Consider the following 23,841-nt stretch of genomic DNA (forward strand, 5'->3'; position numbering starts at 1 on the left):
TCTATTCAAATGGATTGTAAAAACGGCTTCCATCATGAAATGTAACAACCATTGCAGTCACAAAAATGAGTCCAAATACGATCATTGTCAGATAATCTCCGGCCTGAAAAAGACGTGCACTGTACCAAGTTCTCTTTTTATTTTTTCCAAAACCACGAAGTTCCATTGCGTTACTGATTGTCTCAATTTTGTCTAGACTTGATAATATTAGGGGAACAATAATTGATGCCGCATTTTTTATACGCTTTGTCAATTTTTCCTTTTTGGACATATCAATCCCCCGAGCTTGCTGCGTGAGAGCAATGTTTCGAAAATCTCGCTGGACATCTGGAATATAACGCAAAGCCAGAGCAACAGCATAGGCAATTCGATAGCTCACACCAACTTTATTTAGAGATGCTGCAAATTCACTTGGGTGAGTCGTAACAATAAAGAGTAAAGCTACCGGAATCACGGCAAAATATTTTAATGTCACATTACTTTGGTAAAAGATTTGCTCAATCGTGACATTATATCTCCCCGCCATCTCAAATAATACATGGCTAGTTCCATAGATATTTACACCTTCTTGTGGCGAGAACAAATAGATGGCAATATTGTTGATCAACAAAAATAGCAAAATAAAAATAAGCACAAATGAAATCTCTTGTAGCTTTATCTTCGAGACAATAAAAATGACCATACTTAAAACGAAAAGAAAAATAAGAATACGAGTATCATAGGTTAACATGGCAGCAGACGACCATATGATAAAACAGACAAGCTTCGTTACACCAGTCAGCTGATGAACAGGGGATTTCCGGTTAATATATGATAACATCTCTACTGCCATTGCTTCCTTACCTCCTGATCAAATGCAATGAAACGCGAAACAAACGCTTTCGGTTCCACAATTCCCAAGCGTTTTGCTAATACTAATAAAGAGGTTTCCTTTAAATTTGCCTGACTTATAATCTCTAAGTCTGTCAAAATGGTTGCTGCTGACTCATCAGCAATTTTTTTACCACCATCAATCACGATGGCACGCGGCGTATATTCCAACATTAAGTGCATATCATGTGTGATCATTATAATCGTGATTCCTTGACGATTTAATTCCACTAAAAATTCCATAATCTCAGTATAATGACGCAAACCTTGTCCAGCTGTAGGCTCGTCTAAAATCATAACCTCAGGTTCCAACACTAATATGGAGGCAATCGTCACCCGTTTCTTTTGCCCAAAGCTTAATGCGGAGATTGGCCAATTTCGGAATGGATACAGACCACAAATTTTCAGCGTCTTTTCCACTCGCTCCTTTATTTCATCTTCTAACACACCACGAATCACAAGACCGAAGGCAATCTCATCATAGACCATATGCTTGGAAATCATATGATTTGGGTTTTGCATGACCATCCCAATCCGAAGTGACCGTTCCATAATCGTATCACTTGTAATATCTTGCCCATAAAAAAGGATGCTTCCTGAGCGAGGTCTTTCAAACCCACATATTAGCTTGGACAAGGTCGACTTTCCCGCCCCATTCTTTCCGACAATACTTACCATTTCACCTTTATTAATGCAGATGGAAACCTCATGGATTGTTTCATGACCAGGTGCATAACTAAAAGAAATCTCCTTTAATTCCAAAACAGGTGAAGTTTTTTCATTTAATACTTTGGGATTAACTGCCTCAAACCAATCTAATAACTTATCTTTACAGCTTTCAACAGTAAATGAATCAAGATGGGCTGGCTTCATATCCTCTGTCACTGTACAGCCAGCATATTTGACCGCTTTTACATATAAAGGCTCACGAATATTGACTCTTTCTAAGAAATGACTCGATAAAAGCTTATTTGGACTCATATCAGCCACAATCCGGCCATCATCTACGACAATAATTCGGTCAACATGACAATGTAAGACATCCTCTAGACGATGCTCGATCATAACCACTGTCTTGTTCGTTTCTTTATGAATTCGATCAATTAATTCAATTGCATATTTCCCTGTTGCAGGATCCAAATTAGCAAGCGGTTCATCAAACAAAATAATTTCAACCTTATCTACCATTACTCCTGCAAGTGACACCCTTTGCTTTTGCCCTCCAGATAAATGATGAATGGAGGTTGGCAAATACTCTCCCATCTCCACCATTTTGGCTGCCTCTTCAACTAGATTCACCATATCCCCTTGCTCCATACAGTCATTTTCCAATGAAAAAGCAATATCCTCTCCCACTGTTATCCCAATAAATTGACCATCTGGATCCTGAAGAACTGTCCCTACCATTTTCGAGCGAGAGAAAATGTCTAAATGCCCTGCTTCTTCTCCCATAATCTGAAGGCTTCCATTCACTTCACCTTTATAAGAAAAGGGAACGAGCCCGTTGATACAATGCCCAATCGTGCTCTTCCCTGAACCAGAAGGTCCTACAATTAAAACCTTTTCACCTTCGTAAATCGTTAAATTAATATTTTGAAGGGTGGGCACTGTCTGGCTATGATACTTAAAACTATAATTGTTGAATTCAATAACTGGTTTCTTCATTTTTATCTCCTAGCCGTTCTTTTATCCGATAATTAATCTATAATTCTCTATGCAAACTATTGCTCTGGCTTCGTGTTTTGGCATAACCCAGTAATAAAATTGTCCCTAGCACACCTACTGTTACCATGTTTGATACCCCTGCAAAAAGCCCTTGGACGAAAACTTTATTTGCTGGCTCCGCATAGATTAAAATATCCAGTAACGGTGCTACTAAAAACCATCCGAATGCTTGTGCAATCACTTGAACCACGTTAAAGCTAATAATCTTTTTCGTATTAAGAACGCCTGATTCAATATCAATTTTCTTTGCCGCAAAGCCGATTAAGAACCCAATAATCATTGACACGACGACCCAGCTCCACCAAATAGAACCATACGATATCGCATCATTAAGTGCATGACCAATTAAGCCAATTAACCCTCCAGCAATTGGACCAAATACAACAGCCATTAATGCTAAAAACGCGTATGATGTTTGAATAGAGGTATTAGGAACTGGTGAAGGGATCGCTGCAAATTTAGCCAAAATTATAAATACTGCTGCTCCGATGCCAATGGCCACAATTGTTTTAATAGTTAATGGTTTTCTTTTCAAAATACACATCCCCCTTTTTATAATGATGGTTAATTATATGCAAGGTTCGAAACCTTCTGTATGAAAATTTTCCAATTTGCACCTGATTGTATGTGATAGGCTTTTGCGAACGAGCCTTGATTCAATGCAACTCCAATTTTATCAAGCGAATTAACGTAAAGCAGTGGTTCACCTAAATGACTATCTGCAAAAGACCTTCCAAAAGTCATAATATTTTTATATACCTGACGTGTTTCGTTCTCAATCAATACTTCAAACGAGTCACCATATTTTATATCAAGTTGCTTAAACAGCTCCCGATCAATATTCGTCCATAAATTCCCGAACCGAATATCAAGAACATCAATATTTCCTGCCACTTTCCCCTTATTCACATTTGCTTCAGGAACTGGCAGCTCAATAATCGAATCAACAGAAATTTCGGGACCTACTTGTTCAAAAGTAATGACGCTTGATGATAGCCTGGCACCAGTAAAGGCATACACATCACGACCATGAAAAGTATAAGACTCACCAGATTTCGGAAGACGATTCACCTTTTCATCAATGATCCTGGCTTCTACAATCCCAATTTGCTTCTTAATCTGTGTTAGCGTTCCATTGTCAGGAGTCACGATATAATGATTCGTTGCCGTTTTCACAACAATGCTTCTTCGTTCAGACCCAACACCTGGATCAACTACAGATACGAAGACCGTTCCTTCTGGCCAATAGGTAATCGTTTGATATAAACGATATGCTCCTTCCCAAATATTGTATTGAGGAATATCATGTGTAAGATCAAAAACTCGAACCGATGGCTTCACCGATAATGCAACACCATACATTGCACTCACAGCACCATCACTCGTCCCAAAATCCGATTGTATGACTAAAAAATTGTTCATGCTTACTCCTCCATTCATCTGTCTGATACTTTTTTGGATAACAAAAAACCACGTCTTTATCCATTCGGATAAGGACGTGGTTTTCACGCGGTGCCACCTTACTTCACTGCTTGCTCACGCAAAACAGTCTCAACAAGTACACAGATATATCAATACCCTGAATACTGTGGTATGGATAACGAGTACCAAATCTCGTCGGAACCTACTCATACCTTTCGATACTTTCAGCACGAAACTCAGAGGCCATTGTTCAGATCAGTCTTTTCGCTTCTTTTCAGCTACCGAAGCTCTCTGTGTAAAAATAACTTAATCCTACTTTTCTCTTCATCGTCTTTAGTTGTTTTCAAAATAATCATTTAATTCAAAATTTGTTATTTATGATTATAGAAGAAACATAAAACATATGCAAGAAAATTTTTTTGGGACAGAGGGACAGCTTCCCTTTCCCATAATTTTGCTTCTACATAGTCTATTCACATTTGTTTTATCTATTCATTAATCAATTTATTTTCCAATTCTCAAGCCTTTTAAGAAACTTGGGTTCATGATCCTCCATCATAATTTGTTTGTTCGAGTCAGCAGCTACTCTTTAACAAAGAAACAAGGCGTTCTCTTATACGAATCTCAGGAAGAATTAGCTCCTTCAAGGAGGAATACTCTTTTCCATATGGAATTAGTAGGAACAATGGCTATTCGACTATTTACTTAAAAAGGGAGACAATACTTTATGATAATTGAAACAGATATATACCTAGAAGGAAGTTCAATTTCTCTTATTCCACTCGAACTGAAGCATAAGGAACTATTATTTGAAGCTATAAAAAGTCCTGAAGTATGGAAATATACCTGGCGAGAAGTTAAAACAATGAATGACTTAGAACAAATATTAATAATTGCCATTAACAATAAGAAGGAAGGTAAACAAATTCCTTTTATAGTTAAAGATAAACTGACAGGTGAAGTAATAGGGACAACCAGAATTGGTGATATTGATATAGAAAATCGCAACGTGGAAATTGGCTGGACTTGGCTTTCACCAAAGGTTTGGAAAACAAAAGTAAACACAGAATGTAAATTTCTGCTGCTTCAGTATTGTTTTGAATTACTTAAGGTAATACGTGTTCAGTTTTCAATTAGTGGGCGAAACTTACGCTCTCAAAGAGCAGTTGAACGAATTGGGGCATCAAAAGAAGGAACATTTCGTAACCATAGAATAAAGGCAGATGGTACAATCCACGACAACATATTCTACAGTATTATAGATAGTGAATGGGAGACAGTAAAAGAAAAATTGAATTACTTATTAGAGAAAAAATACTGATAAGCTACTTTCACTGTTTAAAAATAAGTCTTTTTTACATAAGGAGCATTATTAAGTTTGTTGCTGTCATCCTTTTACTAATGTTAGTTTCATGGGCTGGAATAACCATTCCTTTGGTAGTTGCAAAGAATTAGTGCTAAGATCAGAAAGATTTTTAGATTATAATACATTCAAAAAATCCAATTTTGGATATTTACTGCTGTTTTATTAAGCTTAATATAATGATTTATCGTTTAATGGGGGTTTTCAAATTGGAAGAAAATAAAATGAACCAATACATTAGAAGCATCAGTCTAAAACGTGAGGAGATCCCTTCCTTTCATACCTTTCCTTTCCATCTGCCTAGCATAAAGACCTTGAATGAGTTAGTCTTACATCCAAATGTCACTTTTCTTGTTGGTGAAAATGGGATGGGGAAATCAACTTTATTAGAGGCCATTGCGATAGCAGCTGGATTTAATCCAGAAGGAGGGTCATTTAATTTTAATTTTTCTACACATCATTCACATTCTATATTGGACAAGTATATAAAACTGGTAAAGGGAATTGAAAAACCTAAGGATGGATTTTTTCTGCGAGCGGAATCGTTTTATAATGTTGCAACCAATATTGAGGAACTTGATAGAGAACCAGGAGGTGGTTCGCGTATTATTGATTCATTCGGTGGTGTATCACTCCATGAACAATCACATGGGGAATCCTTTTGGGCGACCTTTATGAACCGATTTTACGGTAATGGCATTTATTTAATGGATGAGCCTGAAGCTGCTTTATCTCCCCTAAGACAATTATCGATGTTAACCCGCATCCATGATCTCGTTCATCAAAATTCACAATTTATTATTGCTACCCATTCGCCAATTATTATGTCGTATCCAAATGCTAAGATCATTGAATTCACGGAGAAAGGTGCAAAGGAAACATCACTAGAAGAAACAAATCATTACAGCATCATGAAACAATTTTTTGATAATAGGAATAGGCTACTGCATCATTTACTAGAAGAGTAGCAGGAAAGGTGGGCAGGTTCCTTCCTTTGTCCTATCATTATCCTGTAGCCAATTATTTGTTGAAATTCTACCTATGCACTGATTTGAAATTTACTTATAATTACATTATACAAATTATTGGAAGCAGGAGAATTCGTATGATAGTGAAAACTAAACCTTTAAAGGTCAAACTTAAGGAAACCCATAACCCTCTAGAGGATTTTTTGATTATAAATAAAAAAGAGTCCGTCACAAAAGAAGTTCTCTTTGCAAGATATATTGGTATCCCTGATTCCGTCAAGCACTACACAGATCATATTCTTAGAATTGACCAGCATTTCGCTTCCAGTATGACTGCAGCATCTTACTTACGATTACATGGGCTTCAGATTGTTTCAAATATAAATGATATAAAAAGGCTATCAGGCATTTGGGAGAATTGGCAAGCGATGGTTACCTCTTCCACTGACACCAATTCTTTTTATCAAGTACCTCTTAGCTATCCTTTGGATAATGAGACCCTGGAATGGACGAAAAAGCTTACCTTTATACAAATTCTTTCTTTGTATCAGCAGGCCCATCCTAATTCCAATCCAACTTTATTTAAAAACTTCGTTGTTAAATTTTTGAATTGGATGGAAGTCTATTTACCAAAACTTTTTAATGCCACAAGCATTTCTCCAAAAGTCATGTTTATTGGAGACATTAAACAACATGAGTTATTATTTTTGTATTTCTTATATAAACTTGGCTGTGACATATGCTATATGAATCCCAAAGAGGATATTGTCCATTTGGACCCCAAAATAGACAAATACTCAACATTATATAAGTGCAGCTCGTTATATTCGGAAAATGTAAAACTACCCGATTTTTCATCTGCACCCATAATTGGCCATACATCACTACCCTCAAAACCAAATATTAGCTCCCAACCTACTGTCATAGCTAATCCTGCAAAACAAATCCAAAGCCAAGTGCAAACTCAGGAACTCAGTTATGAGCAATTGGCTAGTTTATCAAACTCGGTTGTTATGATTAAGGTATATGATGATGAGAATAAGGTTTTATGCTATGGTTCTGGTGTCGTCATTCATAGTAAAGGGTATATTTTAACGAATTTACATGTAGTTCAAGGTGGGCATCTTTTCTCCGTACTTTATGAAAATGAAACGGAAGAATATATAACAGATCATTTTATTAAATATCACCAGCAATACGACCTTGCTATTATTAAAGTGGATAAACACTGCTCGCCACTCACAATTAAAATGGATGGTCAGTTAGTTCGCGGTCAAAAAATTGTTGCCATAGGCAGTCCGTTAGGGTTATTTAATTCCATATCCGATGGCATCGTTTCAGGTTTTAGAGAGATTGATAGTTTATCTATGATTCAATTCACTGCTCCAATCTCTAATGGAAGTTCAGGGGGCGCTCTTCTAGATATGTTCGGAAGGCTAGTCGGATTGATAACTGCAGGTTTTGATAACGGCCAAAATCTAAACTTAGCCGTACCTTCGCAAAAAATATATTTATTTGCCCAAAACTTTATTGAACATACGAATTAGATAAACAAATCCACCACTTCAAATATGAAGTGGTGGAAATCAATATCAGTTGACTGATTTATAAATACCGAGCAATAATCTGCACTAATTGAGCAGGGAATTGTTTAAGATCTGTAATATCTAGAAATCTTTCTTTCCCATAGATCTGGCTGATCACTTCCTTGTCTTGGCCAATTGCGGCAGCAAGAAAGGTAACCCCTTTCCGTTCGAATTCACTTATTGTTTGTTGCATGTCTTTGACTGCATAACTTCCGGTATAGTTTTCCATTGCTTTTGGCTGACCGTCGCTTATGCTAATTAACAGCTTTGTCTTTTGTGGGGAAAGAGCTAACCGTTCGGCAATTATCCTAAGGGCCATTCCATCTCGGTTATTACTTCTGGCCCGGATCCCCATTAGTCGATAGCGATCATTGACATTTTTCTGTTCAAAGTCAGTATAGGCATAAATAGACATTTGTTCTAACTTGGAAGCATCTGCCGTATCACCGTAAATCAATATAGGAATATCGCAAATTTGGCAAAATTCATAAACAGCAAGAACAGCCCGCTTAGCTGCTTCTAATCTTCCAAAAGCCGACATTGATGCTGATTCATCTACCCTCAGCCCTACTACAAGAGAGGGAGATTCATTTGGAGGAAGTTTCCTAGAAAAGTATCTAAAATCTTGATAAGCCACATTATCTGCTTGAAACTTACTTCCGTAATATTGCTTTTTAGCCAATTCAGTTGCATTTTCATAGTCTAATAGTGGAATGGTCCTCTTGGCAATTTCCTGTACAACAGGCATAAGCTCCTTACTTAGACTTTCATATTCACGTTGATTTTCTAATAAAAAATCAGGACGATGAACAATAAGCTTTACACCCTTATGAATAGATTTCGATACAATCTCTCTTGCTTCTTGATTTAGCTTTTTGCGAAATGCCCGTTCCTTTTGTTTCAAATCCTCTGACATGAGCTCAGGTACTGACTGGTGATAAACGGGAGTCCCCCTCTCACCTAGATCTGAACTTTCCATGACAGCTGATTCATCAGAAATATCGGATGAACATTGATCACTATCATCGGATTTTTTTAATGGGATCCCATTTTCATCTGAACCATTTTCAGATGGTAAATCGACAGCATCAATCTTCCCCTCAGTCCTTATCTCAATTGCATCAAGATAGTCTTTCTGCTCATTTTCCATATTATCTAACTTGGCAAATAAACCTTGGCTTTTCAAAGCCTCTTCCAATAATTTTATTTCTTCAGCATCGGTTGTAATTTTATAAATAACTTTATGATAGATAGATTCTTTTACAGAAGCTCCTTCAGCAATCGCATCTGTCCAGAAAAAAAATGATCGCATTCCAGCTACACCTTTAATTGCATTGGCACGTGCTGTCCTGTCTAGAAGAATAATGATATCGGCCAAAACGTCCAGCACTTTTTCATTTCTATAATTTGTTTTGGCAATTGCCCGTTCAATCATCACTTCTTTTGACGGCAAATCCATCTTTTCTACGTGTTGAATACGATCTCTCAATGCTTCATTTAATGGTCTGCATCCTACATAACTCCGGTTGGTAGTGATCACGGCAATAAAATCTGGGTGCCTGTTAATCGTTCCCGTGGGGAGGTTAATGCTTCCATCTGATTCCAAGGCAGAGTTCAATGCCATTAACACTGCAGCATCGCGAATAACAGTTGGCTCTTGTACTTCAAGTAGATATCCATTCTGGTAGGCTCTAACAATTTCAGAAGGATAAAACCGATACTCGACCACTTCTTCTCCTGTATTTTCTTCAACTAATTTCAGCAACTGCTTCATCTTCCATACTGCTTGCTCCTGTGTAACCCCAAGCACGTCCATCAATATTTTAATTGTACTTTGAAACCCATCGCTTTCATATAATGCTTTCAAAATGATTTGATCAGTTGGCTCCATCTTCTCCAAACGTTCAGATGAAATAACCGGCAAAATTGCTCCAATAATATCTGATTTGTCCATATCCGCAAAACAGGTTACCTTTGTGTAGGGCAGTCCAAAATCAGCTGACAATGCCTTTGCAAGCTGAGTTTTTCCAGATCCTGCATCACCTTCTAACAAAATATTGGCGATCTTCATCTCTCCACGATCCCAATTACGTTTCACTTCCTTACAGATACGAATTTCCTCTACACTGATCTTATGGGATAAAGGTTTTTTCCAGACAAGTTCCAATTCAACATCTGTTAAATGTCTTGCAGGTGACAAATAGTATTCTTTTTGGATACAGGCGTTCCCACCTTTTTTTGCATTCATAATATTTCTCCTTTAAATAATATTTCTAGTACCCCATTTCTTTTAATAATCGGGATAATACTCGTAGTCGTTCGCCAATCATTTCCCCATTATCACTAAGCGCCTGAGAGAATAATTTAATATCTTCATCAATCATGGGATTTTCTATGCAAATCGATACATCCATGGCATCCCCTTGCAGCCCAATCCGATCCACTTTAGGATTTTCAGGTTCATATAGTTTAGGAAAACGATAAGCATCCTGAAAATATTGACTGCTTTTACAAATCAAAATGGCCAGATCAATCACACGATGTATTGGCAATTCCTCTGATTTATTTGACCACTCTTCTCCAATCTGCTTCCATATTTTCGCTGTAATATCCGCCTTACCTTGTTCACCCTTTTGAGATAATCCTAATGAAAGACGTTTTACATCAGTATGATAAGCATTTCTTCCATCAATACGTTCATAATTATCAGATACAATAACTGACTTTTCCGTTAAAGTAGTTGGTATTTTCATTGTTTAGCCTCCAGAATATAATTAATATCGGTTCAGTCAATTCCCTTGTCCTGAACGGAATCTAGAAAGTTTCATATTGCCCCAGTGGGACATTAATCAATCTGCACTTCATTTTAATACATAAACATTATATATTTTTGTTTACCATAACACAAACATTTTAAAATTTTGTTTAAATAAATACAATCCCAAACATTTTTCCATAAAAAAAACCATAAGAAGATAATCACTTCTTACGGTCTAGTTCAGATGTTTAGAATCTGGAAGATAAAAAAGTAAAGGTGTCTATCCTGTGTGAAGGATAGGCACCTTAGTAAGATATGATCATTTTTCCCCATTAAGAATGCTATCAATCCTTTGAAGTTTCTCCTTAATATCTGGGTGAATCTGATTTTCCTCTTCTATGATTAAATCTTCACCTTCATTTTCTATGAACTCTTCATGTATATACCTTAGCTGGTTCATTTGCTCTGCTGTTGGCGGATTTATAACCATTTGATTAAGTAAATTATATATTTTACTTATAGAAACGCTTAGCTCTGGATTCAATTCACCAACAGATTCAAACAAACGCTGCGCATTTCCAAGCTCAACAAGGATTGGGTCAAAGATGGCAGCACGATCATGAAGCTCCTGTAGATTATTCTCACTAGCTTCTAAAGCTTTCACCGCTTTATCTGTAAAAGCCTGTTTTGTTAATTCGTAAGCATCTTTGAAAAAAGCATAGGAAGCGGGCTGATTATAATGCTGTAATAGATTCTCTTTTTTATACAATGTCTCTTTAACAAATCCCTTTGCTTCATGGTCGAATGCAAATGTGTAAACGGATTTGTCAGCATGCCACCTCTCCAGCATCACAATACTCGGTTTTCCATCTAGGGTTGCTGTACTCAAATCGATTGACCCTAATTGAACGAAACCATCATAGAGGGGATAGGTTTTGTTACCGTCTTTTACCACCAACAGCCATGTCTGCCCATCATCCCAGGCAAATAAGCCATTTTCCATTCTGTCTGCGTTCACATACAATTCAATGATTTCGTCCTCTCCATCCTTATCAATATCAAAAGTTATTTCCTTATATAGCGAACGCGGATAATTTTCAATTTCTTTTGCACCAATAACCGCATCCTCATTATTCACCGTTGCCTCAAGTTCTTTTCTTAATTCCTCCACCGTATTTTGCAAGGCTTCATTCTCAAGTGAAAGCTGTTCTATTTGCTTGTTTAATTCATTTATTTCACTAGCCTCGCTTGTGCTTGTTTGATTAGTGCAGCCCGCAAGTATTCCGGCGATTACTAAAAATACTAGGCTAAGTAAAAACCTCTTCATTGTCCATGCCTCCTTTATAGTAAAATGATCCCTCTTCATCTTTTAAATCGGATACAGCAATAAGCTTAATAATTTAATACTAACACAATATAAGTGAAAATTATGAATTGGTAGTCAAACAGAACACCTAATACTATTTCCCATTAAAAAAACTGCACCTTCCCTGTTAGTGTTCTAACAATAAAGGTACAGTTTTTTTATTAATAGATTCTTTCTTAAGCTACTTTTCTAATCTCTACTTTCTTCCCTTTTTTACGCCATTCTTTATATTCAGCAGCTGCTGTGAAAAGGACATCAGTAGACGAGTTAAGGGCTGTTTCAAAAGAGTCCTGTAGAACACCAATGATAAAGCCGACTCCAACTACCTGCATAGCAACATCACCAGGGATTCCAAACAAGCTACATGCTAGAGGAATCAGTAATAACGATCCGCCTGCAACTCCAGAGGCACCGCATGCACATACAGCTGACAGGACGCTAAGGATGATAGCTGTTGGAAGATCGACTGGAATTTCAAGCGTATGAACTGCTGCAAGAGTCAATACAGAAATCGTCACAGCAGCTCCAGCCATATTGATTGTTGCGCCTAATGGAATTGAAACTGAATAACTATCCTTATTTAAACCAAGATCTTCACATAATTTCATATTTACAGGGATGTTTGAAGCTGAGCTGCGTGTAAAGAAAGCGGTAATTCCACTCTCCTTTAAACACTTAAAAACAAGCGGGTATGGATTTTGTTTAATAAATGCATACACAATGATTGGATTGACAACCAACGCTACAAAGATCATACAGCCAATTAATACGGCAAGCAATTTTCCATAGCCAAGTAGAGCATCTAGCCCACTTGTCGTAATTGACTCAAATACTAGACCCATGATTCCTAATGGAGCTAACTTAATTACCCATGTAACTAATTTAGAAACAGCATCAGAGAAATTAGAAATCAGTGTTTTTGTTGAATCGGCAGCATTTTTCAAAGCCAAACCAAGAAGAATCGCCCAAGCTAATATACCGATATAGTTGGCGTTAAAAATGGCCTTCACTGGATTATCAACAATGTTCAGCAATAAAGTTTTAATAACCTCAACCACACCGCTAGGAGGAGTCACACCTTCTGCACCCTTCACAAGCGTTAAGTTAACTGGAAAAATAAAACTTACAAGAACAGCGATTAAACCTGCTAAAAAAGTTCCTAAAAGATAAAGAATAATAACGGACTTCATATTCGTTTTCTTGCCACTTTTGTGCCCAGCAATAGCTGACATAACCAAAAATAGTACAAGCACTGGTGCAATGGCTTTCAAAGCACCTACAAATAATGAACCAAAAATAGCAACAGGCTTGGCTACTTCTGGGATAACTAAAGCCAAAATAATACCGATAATTAAACCAATGATGATTTGTTTGACTAAGCTCACTTGATTCCACTTTTTGAATAAGCTCTTCATAGATGTTCCCCCTTAGTTAAAATTCTGATATTGCTAACAATTTGTGTATATTGATTCATTTAATTAATTGACACCCTCAGGGTATTCCACCCTATATGGACATCTGTCTTTTATCTATGAATTGTATTATACTTTCTTGCTTAATATATTACAATACTATTATTTAAATTAAGATTATTATAAATTAATAGAATATTATAAATGTATTAAAGAAAATATTATTTGTCAAATAGTATTTTGCCTGTATTCACTATACTAATAACATTTGACAAAAAGGAATAAAAAAACGCTATCTCATTTACGATGAGTAGCGCTTGTTTTTAAGACTATCCAATTAGTTGGGATCAAATTGTAAATCGTCGAATCAAACCTTTTAAATCCTCAGCCATTTTTGCTAATGTGGATGAAGACGCAGTGACTTCTTCCATTGATGCCAACTGTTCTTCTGAAGCAGAAGCTATCTCGCCTGTACGGCCAACAGCCCCTTTTGCAATTAGTGAAACTTCGGCAATAGAGGAATTGACCTGTTCCACGCTTGCTGACATTTCCTCTGAAATAGCAGATAACTCTTGAACTTCATCACTTACATTCTCAATTGATTTCATAATGAAGTCGAACGTTTTTCCAGTGTCCTGTACTAAATCCATTCCTTCATTGACCTCATTTGTATTTTTGTCCATCATATCAGCAACTCGCACCGTATCATTTTGAATGACATGTACAAGGTTAGCAATTTGGGTTGCTGATGCTCGTGACTGCTCAGCCAGTTTCTTCACTTCATTTGCAACAACAGCAAAACCTTTCCCATGTTCACCAGCTCGAGCTGATTCAATTGCAGCATTTAAAGCTAATAAATTCGTTTCCTCTGCTATTCCCGTTATCATATCAATAATCTGACCAATCTCTGCTGATTTACTATTTAATTCTTTAATTACTTTGTTCGTTTCATCGGTAGAACTATTTATTGACCTCATTTGCTCGATTACTTTTATAATCGAATCATTGCCAACAACGGCTTGTTTTGTCGTATCTGATGCCGATTCAGCCACAGTTGCCGTTTTTTCCGCTACTCGCTGAATCCCCAAAGCCATCTCATTCACTGCTATCGCACTATCTTCTGTATTTTTCCCTTGTATTTCGGATCCGCTAGCAACCTCCTGAATGGCAGTTACAATCTGCTCGGTTGCCGCATTCGTTTGCTGTGCACTAGCAGTCAATTCCTCAGCAGAAGATGCAACCTGTCCGGATGTATGATCCACCTGTACAATTAATTCCCTTAAATTATGGGTCATTTGATTAAATGAGTCTGCTAATTGACCAATTTCATCTCTATTCTTGATCTTGATATCATCCAATCGCAAATTTCCATTAGCAATTTGCTCGGCCGATTTTGAAATTTGCTGAACAGGCTTGGAGATTATTTTGCTTAAATAGATGGCAACAGCGATTCCAATAAGATATGCAGCTAGGGAAATAACAACTAATAAGGTTTTCATGTGCGTGATTTGATTCGATTGTTCCTTACTCATTTCTTTAAATGACAATTCCTGATTAAGAAGGGCCTTTTCAACATTTTCAGCTACCCTGCTAGAGATGGCATTTCCTCTTATTTTCATTAATCCTGTAATCTTATCCAATTGTTCCGTCTTTTTATATTCAATCGCCTCTAAAGCTACTTCTCGGTATTGCACTTCTACTTCAATTAAATCCTCGATTATCTTTTGTGCCTTTGAATCAATCTTTAGACTTAAAAATTCTTTTGAACTTTTTACAAACTCATCATGTGATTGATTAAAACGCTTGATATTGGTTTCATCTGCGCTAATAATAAAACCACGCAAAGCAATCTGTTCTGATAAAACGGACTCCTGCATCTCAGAAACAAGCTTATTTTTTTGAAGGCCTTCATCAATGGCTTCGGCATAATTTCTGTTAATAATATCGTACTGATAATAGGAACTAGTTGAAATGATCGCTATTAACATAATAATTGAAATAAAACCGAGCAGTAATTTTTTTCTTACACTTATCCTCATTATTTTGTTTCTCTCCCTATTAATTATTGTCATGGTCAAAGCTGTGATATTAACCTAATTCACACAAAAATAACCCTTCTAAATAGAAGGGTCTAGTAATGAAAACAATTGTTTTCAGCAACTGGCTGGCATAGTATATCAATCCATACTTTAGCCCCTGTAGTTTTGCGTCTCTATTTTTCAATAGATTTGCCCCTTATTAATTATCTAATTCCTTATTACTATATAAAAATAATAATATAGGTATTTATGAATATTAGCAAATAAAACTTGTACGAACATCTGCCCACACCTAAATATTTGATTGATTAAATTGTTCCGCATACCTCTTTGTCGAATTGTTTATTTTAATGTCCATAAAGAATTGAATTATGAATTAAACATTCATCATTTTTTCTATCGCCTTTTCTTCATCTGGAACAAAAAATACATCCTTACCATTGTTACACTCATAAATAAAATCCTTCAAACTCTTACTTTCATAATTAGAAAAGTCACCAACTATTGCAAATTTAACATGATAAGTAACAAATTTTTGTAATATTTCTCCTGCAAGTCTTGTTTTTAAGTGAAAAAAGTCCTCACAAATTGCTGATTTATTTATAATTATACGATTGCAGCCTGATTCATACTGTACTGTTGCCATAAAATCCAAAGCCGACTGAACATCATTAATTAGGATTTCATTAGATTTTACAACAGCAATACCTATGCCATTTTCTGTTATTGCAGTTATCTCCATAATTATCCATCCTCTCTCAATAATCTTTATAGCGCTATATAAAGAATTGAACAATACTCCAAATCATAATGGAAATAAATAGTGATTGCCCAATTCCAAAAAGAATGCCGGTTATAAAACGAGTAGGGTTAGAACTCTTCCTCCACTTCCATTTCTGTGTAAATCCATCTATTACAAGAGGAACCGCCAAAATAATTGGGACCCACAAAGGTACGACCATGTGAAAAGCTAAAGCAATCGGTGTAAAAAGATAGCCAAGCAGCATTGCAAAGCATCTTGTACATAGGGGCATGGGCTTCCCTTTGAAGTGAAGACATCTTTCAGGTATACGATGACACGGGACAGTCATCAAAAGCTCCCTCATTGTTTTTTTCCTCCCTATTGTTAGGTCAATCAATTGGGACTACAATCACAATCAAATCCTTTATCTCCATCACAATCACAGTCCATTTTTTTCATTGATGATAGACTTGGACAATTCATTACAGGAATATCACAATCCAAACAATCCGAAATCCCGCTATCTTTTTTACGATTTCTTTTTCGATAATAATGAATCAATAATATGAGTACAATTATGCCCGAACCTAATAGAATGCCTCCTATTATATAAGAAGATTGTACAAGCAGAACGATTCCCGACAAAAGTAAAATAAGCGAAATGGTTAATCCGATAAAAAACATGTACTTCCTCCCTTATTTATTTCTCTTGCTCTTTCATTCAATACCTATCAAATCGTTTAATTCCTAACCATTATTATCATTTACTATTAGAATTCATTGGGAATTATTTTATACTAAACAGTCATTTTCCAATTAGATAAAGCTAACCAATTCTCCTTGTCTTTATAATCAGGCATGATACTTCCAACAAGGCGCCAGAAGGAGCGGTCATGATTCAGATGAACGAAATGGCACATTTCATGAACGACTACATAGTCAATTACTTCACGAGGTGCCATCGCCAACCGCCAATTAAAAGTTAACTGCCTCCTTGAATCACAGGTTCCCCACGTAGTTTTGCTATCTGATATACGGATGGAACGCGGTTTTTCCTTAAATTTGTTTTGATAGGAGGCAATACTCTTCTCCACTAATGACTTACATTGTTTGTAATAGAATCGTTTTAAAGCTTGCTTTATTCTTTCATCCTCAAGAAGCTTCACATATATATGCAATGTTTCTCCCTCAAACACGACATGGTCTTGCGTTAGATTTATATCTTGGAAAATCTTTATTGGGAAGCTGTTTCCTAAATAAAGAAAATTCTCTCCATGCTCATAGACCTTTTTCTGTAATCCCTGCTGCCTATCCTTCATTTCTTTTATCTTTTGCTGAATAAGATCCCACTTTTCCTCTAATACTTGAAGCACTCTTTCATCAGGCGTCTTTTTCGGAGCCTGGACTTCCACATTTCCATAGCTATCTATCGTCATTCCTATTGTAGTTCGGTTTTTGTACTTTATTTCAAATCGTATTGTCTCACCTGAATAGGTATGTAACATCATGTTACCCTCTCTTTTTGGTTGCCAGCCCTTTTCTGATCTTAAACCAATTAACTACGGTCTCCTATTCATAGGCTGTTTCCGCAAACATTGTTGCTTTTACTTGAGTGAGTAAAGGTTGATTTCCGCTCCAGGTACTCCCTTTCCGCGGGGTGGGCGCTGAGCCTCCTCGACGCTAAAGCGTCTGTGGGGTCTCAGCTGTCCCACTTCTCCCACAGGAGTCTCGCACCTTCCGCTCCAATCAACCAACCTTTTCTGTGAATGATTTGCATTCACTCAATATATTTATAAAACAATATTCATTTATAAACAGCCTTTTCATATTCCGGTGATCCGCCAGTCAGTTTAATTATCTTTAAGTCCTTCACATTTTCCTTAGCTGTTCTAGGACTTGTTGAGCCTTGTATCCCACTTCAAAATCATAAAGTTCTGCATCTTGGCCATTAACTGCTTTTACTAGTTCATTAATCAAGTTTTTCGGAGTTATGTTTTCAAACAAAATTCCCTTGAGTTCTTCACCGAATTTACCACCTCTTAATTGGTTCCAATTTTCAAGAGATAAAATGCCTTCTGAGCCGTATGCTGTAAAGCCAATATACTCATTTCCGGCAATTTGGCTTAATCCCTCGATTAAAATTGGTGTTCCATCTGCCAGTTCAGCTGTAGCGATAATGCCCGTCTCACACTTTTCCGGATTATCCGGTAATTCTAGATGGGTTTGGATATTTTTTACCTCACCAAAAAGCTTTAAAGTTTGCTGGATAAAATGAACGCCTACTTCTAGAACAAAACCGCCTTGCTCTCTTCCGCCTACCCAATCATTCTTCTGCCAAACACGTGGCCACTCCGGAAAATTCATCGTAAGCTGTAATCGACGCAGCTTACCTACATATTGCTGTTTCAACAATTCGGCAAATTTAGCTGCTGCTTGTCCATAATTGAGCGGGAAGTTCATAGCATGAATCACACCCGCCTCTTTGGCAGCTTGAGCCATCTCCTTTGCCTCCTCTAAAGAGTTAGCTAATGGCTTCTCACAAAGGACATGCTTATTAGCCTTTAATATATCCATCACAATGTGATAATGAAATTTTGGTGGTACCGCAACATAAACAAGTTCTACTAGCGGATGATCAATTAAGCTTTTATGGTCTGTGTAAAACGGAATGCCACCTAGTGCACCCGCAGATTCTTTGGCAAGTGACTCCAACTGATCACATACAGTGACAACTTTCACTTCTGAATGTTTCTCAAACTGACTAATTAAGCGTTGACCGATAGCTCCTAAGCCAATAATACCGATATTTATCATGAGAATTCCCCCTAATTACAACTATTTCTATCCTACATTAGAGAATAAGAGACTGTCATTTATTTTTCTAATCCTATGATCGCTCTGTCTCCAGACCTTTTTCCTTTATAGAAACTACCCCAATCACGCCAATGATCGAGAAAATAACCGGAGTAATGAAACCGTAATAGTATCCATGACTAAGACTACTTGAAGCCGTCTGAAAATGATCCAATACCAATCCAAAAATGCTTGGCAGCAGGACGGCACTTAGAAATCCACCCGTATTCGCAACCCCTGAAACAACGCCAGCTTCCTCAATCGGAAAAGTTTGCCGAACGACAGCAAAGGTTAAGGCACTTGCCCCATAGCCAAAACCAATGATAAAGAAAAGCAAATACAGCATGAAAAATGGCGGGTTTCCTTTGAATAATAGAAAAGTCGCCCAGCTCAATAATATAGTGATATGCACAACAGCATAAGGCCGTTTGATTGTTGCCAACCGACTTGAAATCCAACTCATCAATGGCGCACCAATGAGTGCACCAATAAGACCAACCATAATGAGCTGACTAGCATCTGACCGCGTCATACCATATACATTCATCCCATAAGGCACTGCCCACGAACCAATAAATCCTACATACGCACCGACAACACCAAAGTGACAAAAGAATAAAGCCCATGCTTGGCGATTCGAAAATATTCTGCGTAATAAAACCGACGTTTTTTCGCGTTGCAGCTCATTTTTTACAGAGATCGATTCTTTAAAAATTCGCTTTGGCTTTTGTATAAGTACAAAATAAAGAAGAATGCCACAAAGACATAATAAAATTCCCGCAGAAAAAAATGCGGTCCTCCAACCAAGTAAATCAATCCATGCCGAAAAAGGAACGGTCGCCAAAAGGAAACCAAGACTTCCAGTCATTCCCGCAAGACCAATTAAACGAACAAATTCCTTCACTTTAAACCATTGACCCAAAATTAACACCATATTGACCCAGATGGTCGCATCCCCTGTACCCGTTAGTATTCTAGCAAAAAACAGGACAAATTCATGTGTACCAAGACTATAAATGATTGTGCCTAAGCCTGTAAGTATGGCACCGATAATTAGAAAAAAGTTTGGTCCATAACGATCAGCCAAAATTCCCATTGGAATTTGTAAACCAGTGTATACAAAAAATTGAATGCTTGTCAGTAACCCAATCGTTGATGCAGTTACACTAAAATCTCTCATCACTTGGTCTGTAATTAATCCTGGCGCCGTACGTTGACTCGCCATTAATAAATAAGTAAACAGAACAGATGCAAATACAACCCATCTAAAACGGCTATTTTGTTTGTCCAATGATTTCTACCCCTGTTAGCTTTTACTCTTATGTATATGGAATTCTTTTAAAGGTAGAAATGAAGTTTTTAAAATAAGGATCTTTTCGCAAACTTTGCTGCTTTTAATATAATTGGGTAGAAGTTGATTTCCACTCTAGGCTGCTCGCTCCACTCAACTAATCTTTTTGGTGAAATTAAAAAACAGCAATCAGCGGTAGCATAGCCAAAATAAATAACAACTGATTCAGTATCAGTTGCCATTTATTTACTAATTATTCACCAGGGATATAACCTATTACTTCCTTCGAATTGGGGTCAACAAGGATTAGTGGTGAAGCTACAGCATCTTCTATTGTGACTGTAAATATCTCCTTACCAAGATACTCTCCATCCAAATTATAATTTTCATTGACTATTTTTTTCTCCACCTGTGCATGTTTCCAGTCATCTTCGTTATAATTCCAACCTTTTTCTTCAACAAATAGCCATGCAACTTCTCTTACGCTTTCATAATTATCCATCACATTGGTCTTTACATTGTCTTGGTTAGAAGAGCAACCTGAAATTAACAAGATTGAAAACAGTATTATTGCTAAATATGAAAAATTAAGCTTCATTTACCCGTTACTCCTTTCGGGATAACTTGATTCAGCTTATAGCTGTTTTCTATATCATTCCTTTTTGCTGTCTGTTGCAATTTTCCCAAAAAGTAATGCATCATAATATTTATCTTCTATAAAATAATGATCTCTTAGACGTCCTTCTAACTCAAACTTATTTTTTTCAAGTATCCGAGCAGAACCTACATTTGCATCCACAACACTAGCATGGATTTTGTGAAGATTCAGTGATTTAAACGCAAAATCACTCATCAAAGCAACACATTCTGTACCATATCCCTTCCCCCAATGACTTTTGTGCAAAACATAACCAATTTCAGCTTGGTTTGCTTCATCGTCAAAATTAAAAATCATAGCTGTCCCTACAATTTCTTGGGTTGATTTTTGAATAATCGATGCATAATAATGAGTTCCTTCTGACTCCCGTTTTAACATTACATCGATGTAGCTGCGAGTTTCATTCAAAGTATTCATTAAAGCCCAACCTATAAATCGTGAAACATCTTCATCAGACGCGTAACTATGTATCTCTTGCACATCATCTGTACTTAGTACTTTAAAATAGATATTTTCACCTTCTAATGAATGAAATAAACGATGATTCATCTTCCCAGCCCCTTTAAAATATAACTTTGTATTACTTACTTATAATCATTATACATACTCCCATCCAGATAGCGTTACTCTAACAAACTGTTTAGAAATAATACACACCCAATAGATCTACAAACTAAAAATAACAAGATCATTTCCTTATAAACTCGTATAGAATTTTTAGAACATGAAAGGATAGAAATGCACACTTTCTGCAAATTATCCTGGTATTTTTATTTTAAAATCTGTTAGGAGGGATTAAAAATGATAAAGAAAAAATTTGTTATCGGGATTGTCTCTTTAGTCACAGTAATTACATTAGCTGCTTGTACTAGTAATGATGAGGAGACAACGCCAAAAAAGGAAACAGACCAAACAGAAAATGCAGCATCAAACCATGGTGAGATGGATCATTCTAATATGGACCACTCTAGCTCTGGTGAAGTTCCGGAAGGTTTGGAGAAAGCAGAAAATCCAAAATTTAAAGTTGGAAGTAAAGCCATTATTAAAGATGCTCACATGGAAGGAATGAAGGGTGCTGAAGCAACAATTGTTGGTGCCTATAATACAACAGTTTATACTGTTTCATATACACCAACAACAGGTGGGGCAAGAGTTGAAAATCATAAATGGGTAATCCACGAAGAACTAAAAGACGTGGGCGAGGAACCACTAGAACCTGGTACAGAAGTAGTTATTAATGCCTCTCATATGGAAGGAATGGATGGTGCGACCGCTGAAATAGATTCAGCCGAACAAACCACTGTGTACATGATTGACTTTACTACAACTACTAGCGGAGAAAAAGTAACGAACCATAAATGGGTAACCGAGGATGAACTTGGAGCCGAATAAGGATAAAACCCTATAATAATTTTAAAAAGAGCCTGGAGTTCCAAGCTCTTTTTTTGCATGAACCTTATCAATTGAAGTAATTTTTACTCATTATTGTTTTTAAACACAATTACTGTATAGTAATTCCGTTTGGAACTCCACCAACACTAACAGTAGCAATCACTTCATTACTATTGTTGTCAATAACACTTACGGTATTATCATACATATTGGTTGCATACACATATTTGTTATCATCACTCGTTACAATTCCATGAGCACCTTTACCAACCTCAATTGTTGCAACAACTTCCTTAGTCTCTAAATCGACCTTCGTCACACTATTTGAAGGATTTTCCGGTGTTCCTTGATTCGCAACAAATGCGAACTTATCATCTGATTGGATATAAACTTGTGCAGGGCCTTCGCCAACTTCAACTTTTTCTACTTCATCAGTTGTAAGATCCACAATCGCTAATGAGTTTTCACCATTTAGTGTTGTCACAAGTGTATTCCCATCTGTTGTAATACCAGTTGTAACAGGAACTTTTCCTACTGTGATTTTTTTTGTTTCTTTCATACTTTCCATGTCAATTACACTTACAGTATCTTCGCCCATGTTTGCAATATACGCAAACTTGCTGTCCTTTGAAATTCTAAATCCATGTGGACCTTTACCAGTTGTAACTTGAGTAGAAACTTCATATGTTGTTAAATCTATCACTGAGATATTATTATCTTCATTATTTGTTACAACAGCATATTTATTGTCTTCAGTAAAAACAATATGTGCAGGGTGTGAACCAACATCTACTTGTTTTATAAGTTCATTTGTTTCTGCATTAAAGAATAATGCCATTCCATTAATTTTCTCCCCGTGTCCATCTTCATTATGTTCTGAGTGTGCTTCAGTTGTTTCTTCACCATTTGACCCATGGGCTTTACCATGTTCATCTTGTGTTTCTGCTTTTTCAGTTTGCTCTGCATGTGCTCCATGTGCCCCTGAAGGAACAACCGTTGCACCGATAATTTTGTCATCAGGTGATATTTGTACGTTATGCACCGAACCCTCAACTTCAATCGTTTCAATCACTTTATTCGTAGTAGCATCAACTTTTGAAATACCACCTTCATTAGCGGTAAAGTAAAATGAAGCACTTTCCACTTGCTCATTTTGCGCTAGGCTTACCTCTTCTTTATCTTTGTTGTCCGTTGTATTTCCACAAGCAGCCAAAGAAATGCTTGTTATTAAAGAAATAGCTAAAACAGTCATTTTTTTCATAATGTGTTCCTCCCTCTATAAATATTGATTTATCAACGGTTTGACCCGTTGGTGGGGTGTCAAAAAAATATTTTTCGACACGCTTCCTAACATTACTTTCATATTATGTGAATCTATTCCAACACATGGGTACGC

Annotated in this window: 22 protein-coding genes, 1 riboswitch and 1 other annotated feature; of the genes, 4 read left to right on the forward strand and 18 right to left on the reverse strand. The window is 36.7% G+C overall.

From position 1 onward, the window contains the following. Position 1: 1 nt before the first annotated feature. Genes ACFYKT_RS20485 through ACFYKT_RS20500 form a run of 4 tightly spaced genes read right to left on the reverse strand, consistent with a single transcriptional unit; the run spans position 2 to position 4,017 of the window. The gene (locus ACFYKT_RS20485; RefSeq protein ID WP_389223442.1) at positions 2-832 is read right to left on the reverse strand and encodes an energy-coupling factor transporter transmembrane component T family protein; all 831 of its coding nucleotides are present in this window, start codon (positions 830-832) and stop codon (positions 2-4) included. Continuing rightward, complete coding sequence (locus ACFYKT_RS20490) at positions 823-2,535, reverse strand: ABC transporter ATP-binding protein (RefSeq protein WP_389223445.1); 1,713 nt, start codon at positions 2,533-2,535, stop codon at positions 823-825. Before ACFYKT_RS20490 ends, ACFYKT_RS20485 begins: the two co-directional genes overlap by 10 nt. A gap of 37 nt (positions 2,536-2,572) precedes the next feature. After that, positions 2,573-3,130 (reverse strand): ECF-type riboflavin transporter substrate-binding protein, encoded by a 558-nt coding sequence (locus tag ACFYKT_RS20495; protein WP_389223448.1) that lies wholly within the window; start codon positions 3,128-3,130, stop codon positions 2,573-2,575. Between the two features lie 29 nt (positions 3,131-3,159). After that, positions 3,160-4,017, reverse strand: coding sequence for an SAM hydrolase/SAM-dependent halogenase family protein (locus tag ACFYKT_RS20500; RefSeq protein WP_389223451.1), 858 nt, complete (start codon positions 4,015-4,017; stop codon positions 3,160-3,162). Between the two features lie 67 nt (positions 4,018-4,084). Further along, positions 4,085-4,354: a binding site (T-box leader), on the reverse strand. Between the two features lie 390 nt (positions 4,355-4,744). On the opposite strand from ACFYKT_RS20500, the gene ACFYKT_RS20505 reads away from it, so the two are divergent. The 3 genes from ACFYKT_RS20505 (at position 4,745) to ACFYKT_RS20515 (ending at position 7,895) form a co-directional block, all read left to right on the forward strand. Beyond that, positions 4,745-5,338 (forward strand): GNAT family N-acetyltransferase, encoded by a 594-nt coding sequence (locus ACFYKT_RS20505; RefSeq protein ID WP_389223454.1) that lies wholly within the window; start codon positions 4,745-4,747, stop codon positions 5,336-5,338. Positions 5,339-5,604: 266 nt separating this feature from the next. Further along, positions 5,605-6,348, forward strand: a complete 744-nt coding sequence (locus ACFYKT_RS20510; RefSeq protein ID WP_389223507.1) for an AAA family ATPase — start codon at positions 5,605-5,607, stop codon at positions 6,346-6,348. Between the two features lie 137 nt (positions 6,349-6,485). After that, positions 6,486-7,895 carry a trypsin-like peptidase domain-containing protein gene (locus ACFYKT_RS20515; protein WP_389223457.1) on the forward strand — a complete coding sequence of 470 codons (1,410 nt, stop codon included), beginning with the start codon at positions 6,486-6,488 and terminating at the stop codon, positions 7,893-7,895. A 58-nt stretch (positions 7,896-7,953) separates the two neighbouring features. On the opposite strand, the gene ACFYKT_RS20520 is transcribed toward ACFYKT_RS20515, so the two are convergent. From ACFYKT_RS20520 to ACFYKT_RS20580, 13 genes are all read right to left on the reverse strand, one after another. Then, positions 7,954-10,182 carry an AAA family ATPase gene (locus ACFYKT_RS20520; RefSeq protein WP_389223460.1) on the reverse strand — a complete coding sequence of 743 codons (2,229 nt, stop codon included), beginning with the start codon at positions 10,180-10,182 and terminating at the stop codon, positions 7,954-7,956. 25 nt (positions 10,183-10,207) lie between these two features. Beyond that, on the reverse strand, positions 10,208-10,687 hold the full coding sequence (locus ACFYKT_RS20525) for a DUF6530 family protein (RefSeq protein ID WP_389223463.1): 480 nt from the start codon (positions 10,685-10,687) through the stop codon (positions 10,208-10,210). A 324-nt stretch (positions 10,688-11,011) separates the two neighbouring features. Continuing rightward, entirely contained in the window at positions 11,012-12,019 is a 1,008-nt protein-coding gene (locus tag ACFYKT_RS20530; protein WP_389223466.1) for a hypothetical protein, read from the reverse strand. Between the two features lie 215 nt (positions 12,020-12,234). Continuing rightward, positions 12,235-13,473, reverse strand: a complete 1,239-nt coding sequence (gene sstT / locus ACFYKT_RS20535; protein ID WP_389223468.1) for a serine/threonine transporter SstT — start codon at positions 13,471-13,473, stop codon at positions 12,235-12,237. 344 nt (positions 13,474-13,817) lie between these two features. Next, complete coding sequence (locus ACFYKT_RS20540; protein ID WP_389223471.1) at positions 13,818-15,509, reverse strand: methyl-accepting chemotaxis protein; 1,692 nt, start codon at positions 15,507-15,509, stop codon at positions 13,818-13,820. Positions 15,510-15,622: 113 nt separating this feature from the next. Further along, a riboswitch (cyclic di-GMP riboswitch) is annotated at positions 15,623-15,713 on the reverse strand. A gap of 172 nt (positions 15,714-15,885) precedes the next feature. After that, complete coding sequence (locus ACFYKT_RS20545) at positions 15,886-16,251, reverse strand: DUF4180 domain-containing protein (RefSeq protein WP_389223474.1); 366 nt, start codon at positions 16,249-16,251, stop codon at positions 15,886-15,888. Positions 16,252-16,285: 34 nt separating this feature from the next. Then, a complete protein-coding gene (locus ACFYKT_RS20550; RefSeq protein WP_389223477.1) occupies positions 16,286-16,615 on the reverse strand; it encodes a DUF2085 domain-containing protein in 330 nt (109 codons plus the stop codon). Between the two features lie 29 nt (positions 16,616-16,644). Next, positions 16,645-16,935 (reverse strand): hypothetical protein, encoded by a 291-nt coding sequence (locus tag ACFYKT_RS20555; RefSeq protein WP_389223480.1) that lies wholly within the window; start codon positions 16,933-16,935, stop codon positions 16,645-16,647. A 113-nt stretch (positions 16,936-17,048) separates the two neighbouring features. Further along, positions 17,049-17,756, reverse strand: a complete 708-nt coding sequence (locus ACFYKT_RS20560; protein WP_389223483.1) for a M48 family metallopeptidase — start codon at positions 17,754-17,756, stop codon at positions 17,049-17,051. A gap of 364 nt (positions 17,757-18,120) precedes the next feature. Continuing rightward, positions 18,121-19,065 (reverse strand): Gfo/Idh/MocA family protein, encoded by a 945-nt coding sequence (locus ACFYKT_RS20565; RefSeq protein ID WP_389223486.1) that lies wholly within the window; start codon positions 19,063-19,065, stop codon positions 18,121-18,123. A 73-nt stretch (positions 19,066-19,138) separates the two neighbouring features. Continuing rightward, positions 19,139-20,395 carry an MFS transporter gene (locus tag ACFYKT_RS20570; RefSeq protein WP_389223489.1) on the reverse strand — a complete coding sequence of 419 codons (1,257 nt, stop codon included), beginning with the start codon at positions 20,393-20,395 and terminating at the stop codon, positions 19,139-19,141. Positions 20,396-20,648: 253 nt separating this feature from the next. Further along, on the reverse strand, positions 20,649-20,993 hold the full coding sequence (locus tag ACFYKT_RS20575) for a hypothetical protein (protein WP_389223492.1): 345 nt from the start codon (positions 20,991-20,993) through the stop codon (positions 20,649-20,651). Between the two features lie 54 nt (positions 20,994-21,047). Beyond that, positions 21,048-21,602: a GNAT family N-acetyltransferase gene (locus tag ACFYKT_RS20580; protein WP_389223495.1), complete on the reverse strand. Its 555-nt coding sequence runs from the start codon at positions 21,600-21,602 to the stop codon at positions 21,048-21,050. A 252-nt stretch (positions 21,603-21,854) separates the two neighbouring features. Here ACFYKT_RS20580 and ACFYKT_RS20585 point away from each other — a divergent pair, with 252 nt between their 5' ends. Further along, a complete protein-coding gene (locus ACFYKT_RS20585; protein ID WP_389223498.1) occupies positions 21,855-22,445 on the forward strand; it encodes a YdhK family protein in 591 nt (196 codons plus the stop codon). A gap of 109 nt (positions 22,446-22,554) precedes the next feature. Here ACFYKT_RS20585 and ACFYKT_RS20590 read toward each other — a convergent pair whose 3' ends face one another. Further along, positions 22,555-23,697: a YncE family protein gene (locus tag ACFYKT_RS20590; RefSeq protein WP_449257599.1), complete on the reverse strand. Its 1,143-nt coding sequence runs from the start codon at positions 23,695-23,697 to the stop codon at positions 22,555-22,557. Between the last annotated feature and the right edge of the window lie 144 nt (positions 23,698-23,841).

The sequence above is a fragment of the Cytobacillus mangrovibacter genome, assembly GCF_042865275.1.
Lineage (GTDB): Bacteria > Bacillota > Bacilli > Bacillales > Cytobacillaceae > Cytobacillus > Cytobacillus mangrovibacter.

Bases quoted from the DNA above. Each gene is read 5' to 3' on its own strand.
- ACFYKT_RS20485 (WP_389223442.1), bottom strand. From the start codon at position 832: ATGGCAGTAGAGATGTTATCATATATTAACCGGAAATCCCCTGTTCAT.
- ACFYKT_RS20490 (WP_389223445.1), bottom strand. From the start codon at position 2,535: ATGAAGAAACCAGTTATTGAATTCAACAATTATAGTTTTAAGTATCAT.
- ACFYKT_RS20500 (WP_389223451.1), bottom strand. From the start codon at position 4,017: ATGAACAATTTTTTAGTCATACAATCGGATTTTGGGACGAGTGATGGT.
- ACFYKT_RS20505 (WP_389223454.1), top strand. From the start codon at position 4,745: ATGATAATTGAAACAGATATATACCTAGAAGGAAGTTCAATTTCTCTT.
- ACFYKT_RS20510 (WP_389223507.1), top strand. From the start codon at position 5,605: ATGAACCAATACATTAGAAGCATCAGTCTAAAACGTGAGGAGATCCCT.
- ACFYKT_RS20515 (WP_389223457.1), top strand. From the start codon at position 6,486: ATGATAGTGAAAACTAAACCTTTAAAGGTCAAACTTAAGGAAACCCAT.
- ACFYKT_RS20520 (WP_389223460.1), bottom strand. From the start codon at position 10,182: ATGAATGCAAAAAAAGGTGGGAACGCCTGTATCCAAAAAGAATACTAT.
- ACFYKT_RS20525 (WP_389223463.1), bottom strand. From the start codon at position 10,687: ATGAAAATACCAACTACTTTAACGGAAAAGTCAGTTATTGTATCTGAT.
- ACFYKT_RS20530 (WP_389223466.1), bottom strand. From the start codon at position 12,019: ATGAAGAGGTTTTTACTTAGCCTAGTATTTTTAGTAATCGCCGGAATA.
- sstT (WP_389223468.1), bottom strand. From the start codon at position 13,473: ATGAAGAGCTTATTCAAAAAGTGGAATCAAGTGAGCTTAGTCAAACAA.
- ACFYKT_RS20540 (WP_389223471.1), bottom strand. From the start codon at position 15,509: ATGAGGATAAGTGTAAGAAAAAAATTACTGCTCGGTTTTATTTCAATT.
- ACFYKT_RS20545 (WP_389223474.1), bottom strand. From the start codon at position 16,251: ATGGAGATAACTGCAATAACAGAAAATGGCATAGGTATTGCTGTTGTA.
- ACFYKT_RS20550 (WP_389223477.1), bottom strand. From the start codon at position 16,615: ATGAGGGAGCTTTTGATGACTGTCCCGTGTCATCGTATACCTGAAAGA.
- ACFYKT_RS20555 (WP_389223480.1), bottom strand. From the start codon at position 16,935: ATGTTTTTTATCGGATTAACCATTTCGCTTATTTTACTTTTGTCGGGA.
- ACFYKT_RS20560 (WP_389223483.1), bottom strand. From the start codon at position 17,756: ATGTTACATACCTATTCAGGTGAGACAATACGATTTGAAATAAAGTAC.
- ACFYKT_RS20565 (WP_389223486.1), bottom strand. From the start codon at position 19,065: ATGATAAATATCGGTATTATTGGCTTAGGAGCTATCGGTCAACGCTTA.
- ACFYKT_RS20575 (WP_389223492.1), bottom strand. From the start codon at position 20,993: ATGAAGCTTAATTTTTCATATTTAGCAATAATACTGTTTTCAATCTTG.
- ACFYKT_RS20580 (WP_389223495.1), bottom strand. From the start codon at position 21,602: ATGAATCATCGTTTATTTCATTCATTAGAAGGTGAAAATATCTATTTT.
- ACFYKT_RS20585 (WP_389223498.1), top strand. From the start codon at position 21,855: ATGATAAAGAAAAAATTTGTTATCGGGATTGTCTCTTTAGTCACAGTA.
- ACFYKT_RS20590 (WP_449257599.1), bottom strand. From the start codon at position 23,697: ATGACTGTTTTAGCTATTTCTTTAATAACAAGCATTTCTTTGGCTGCT.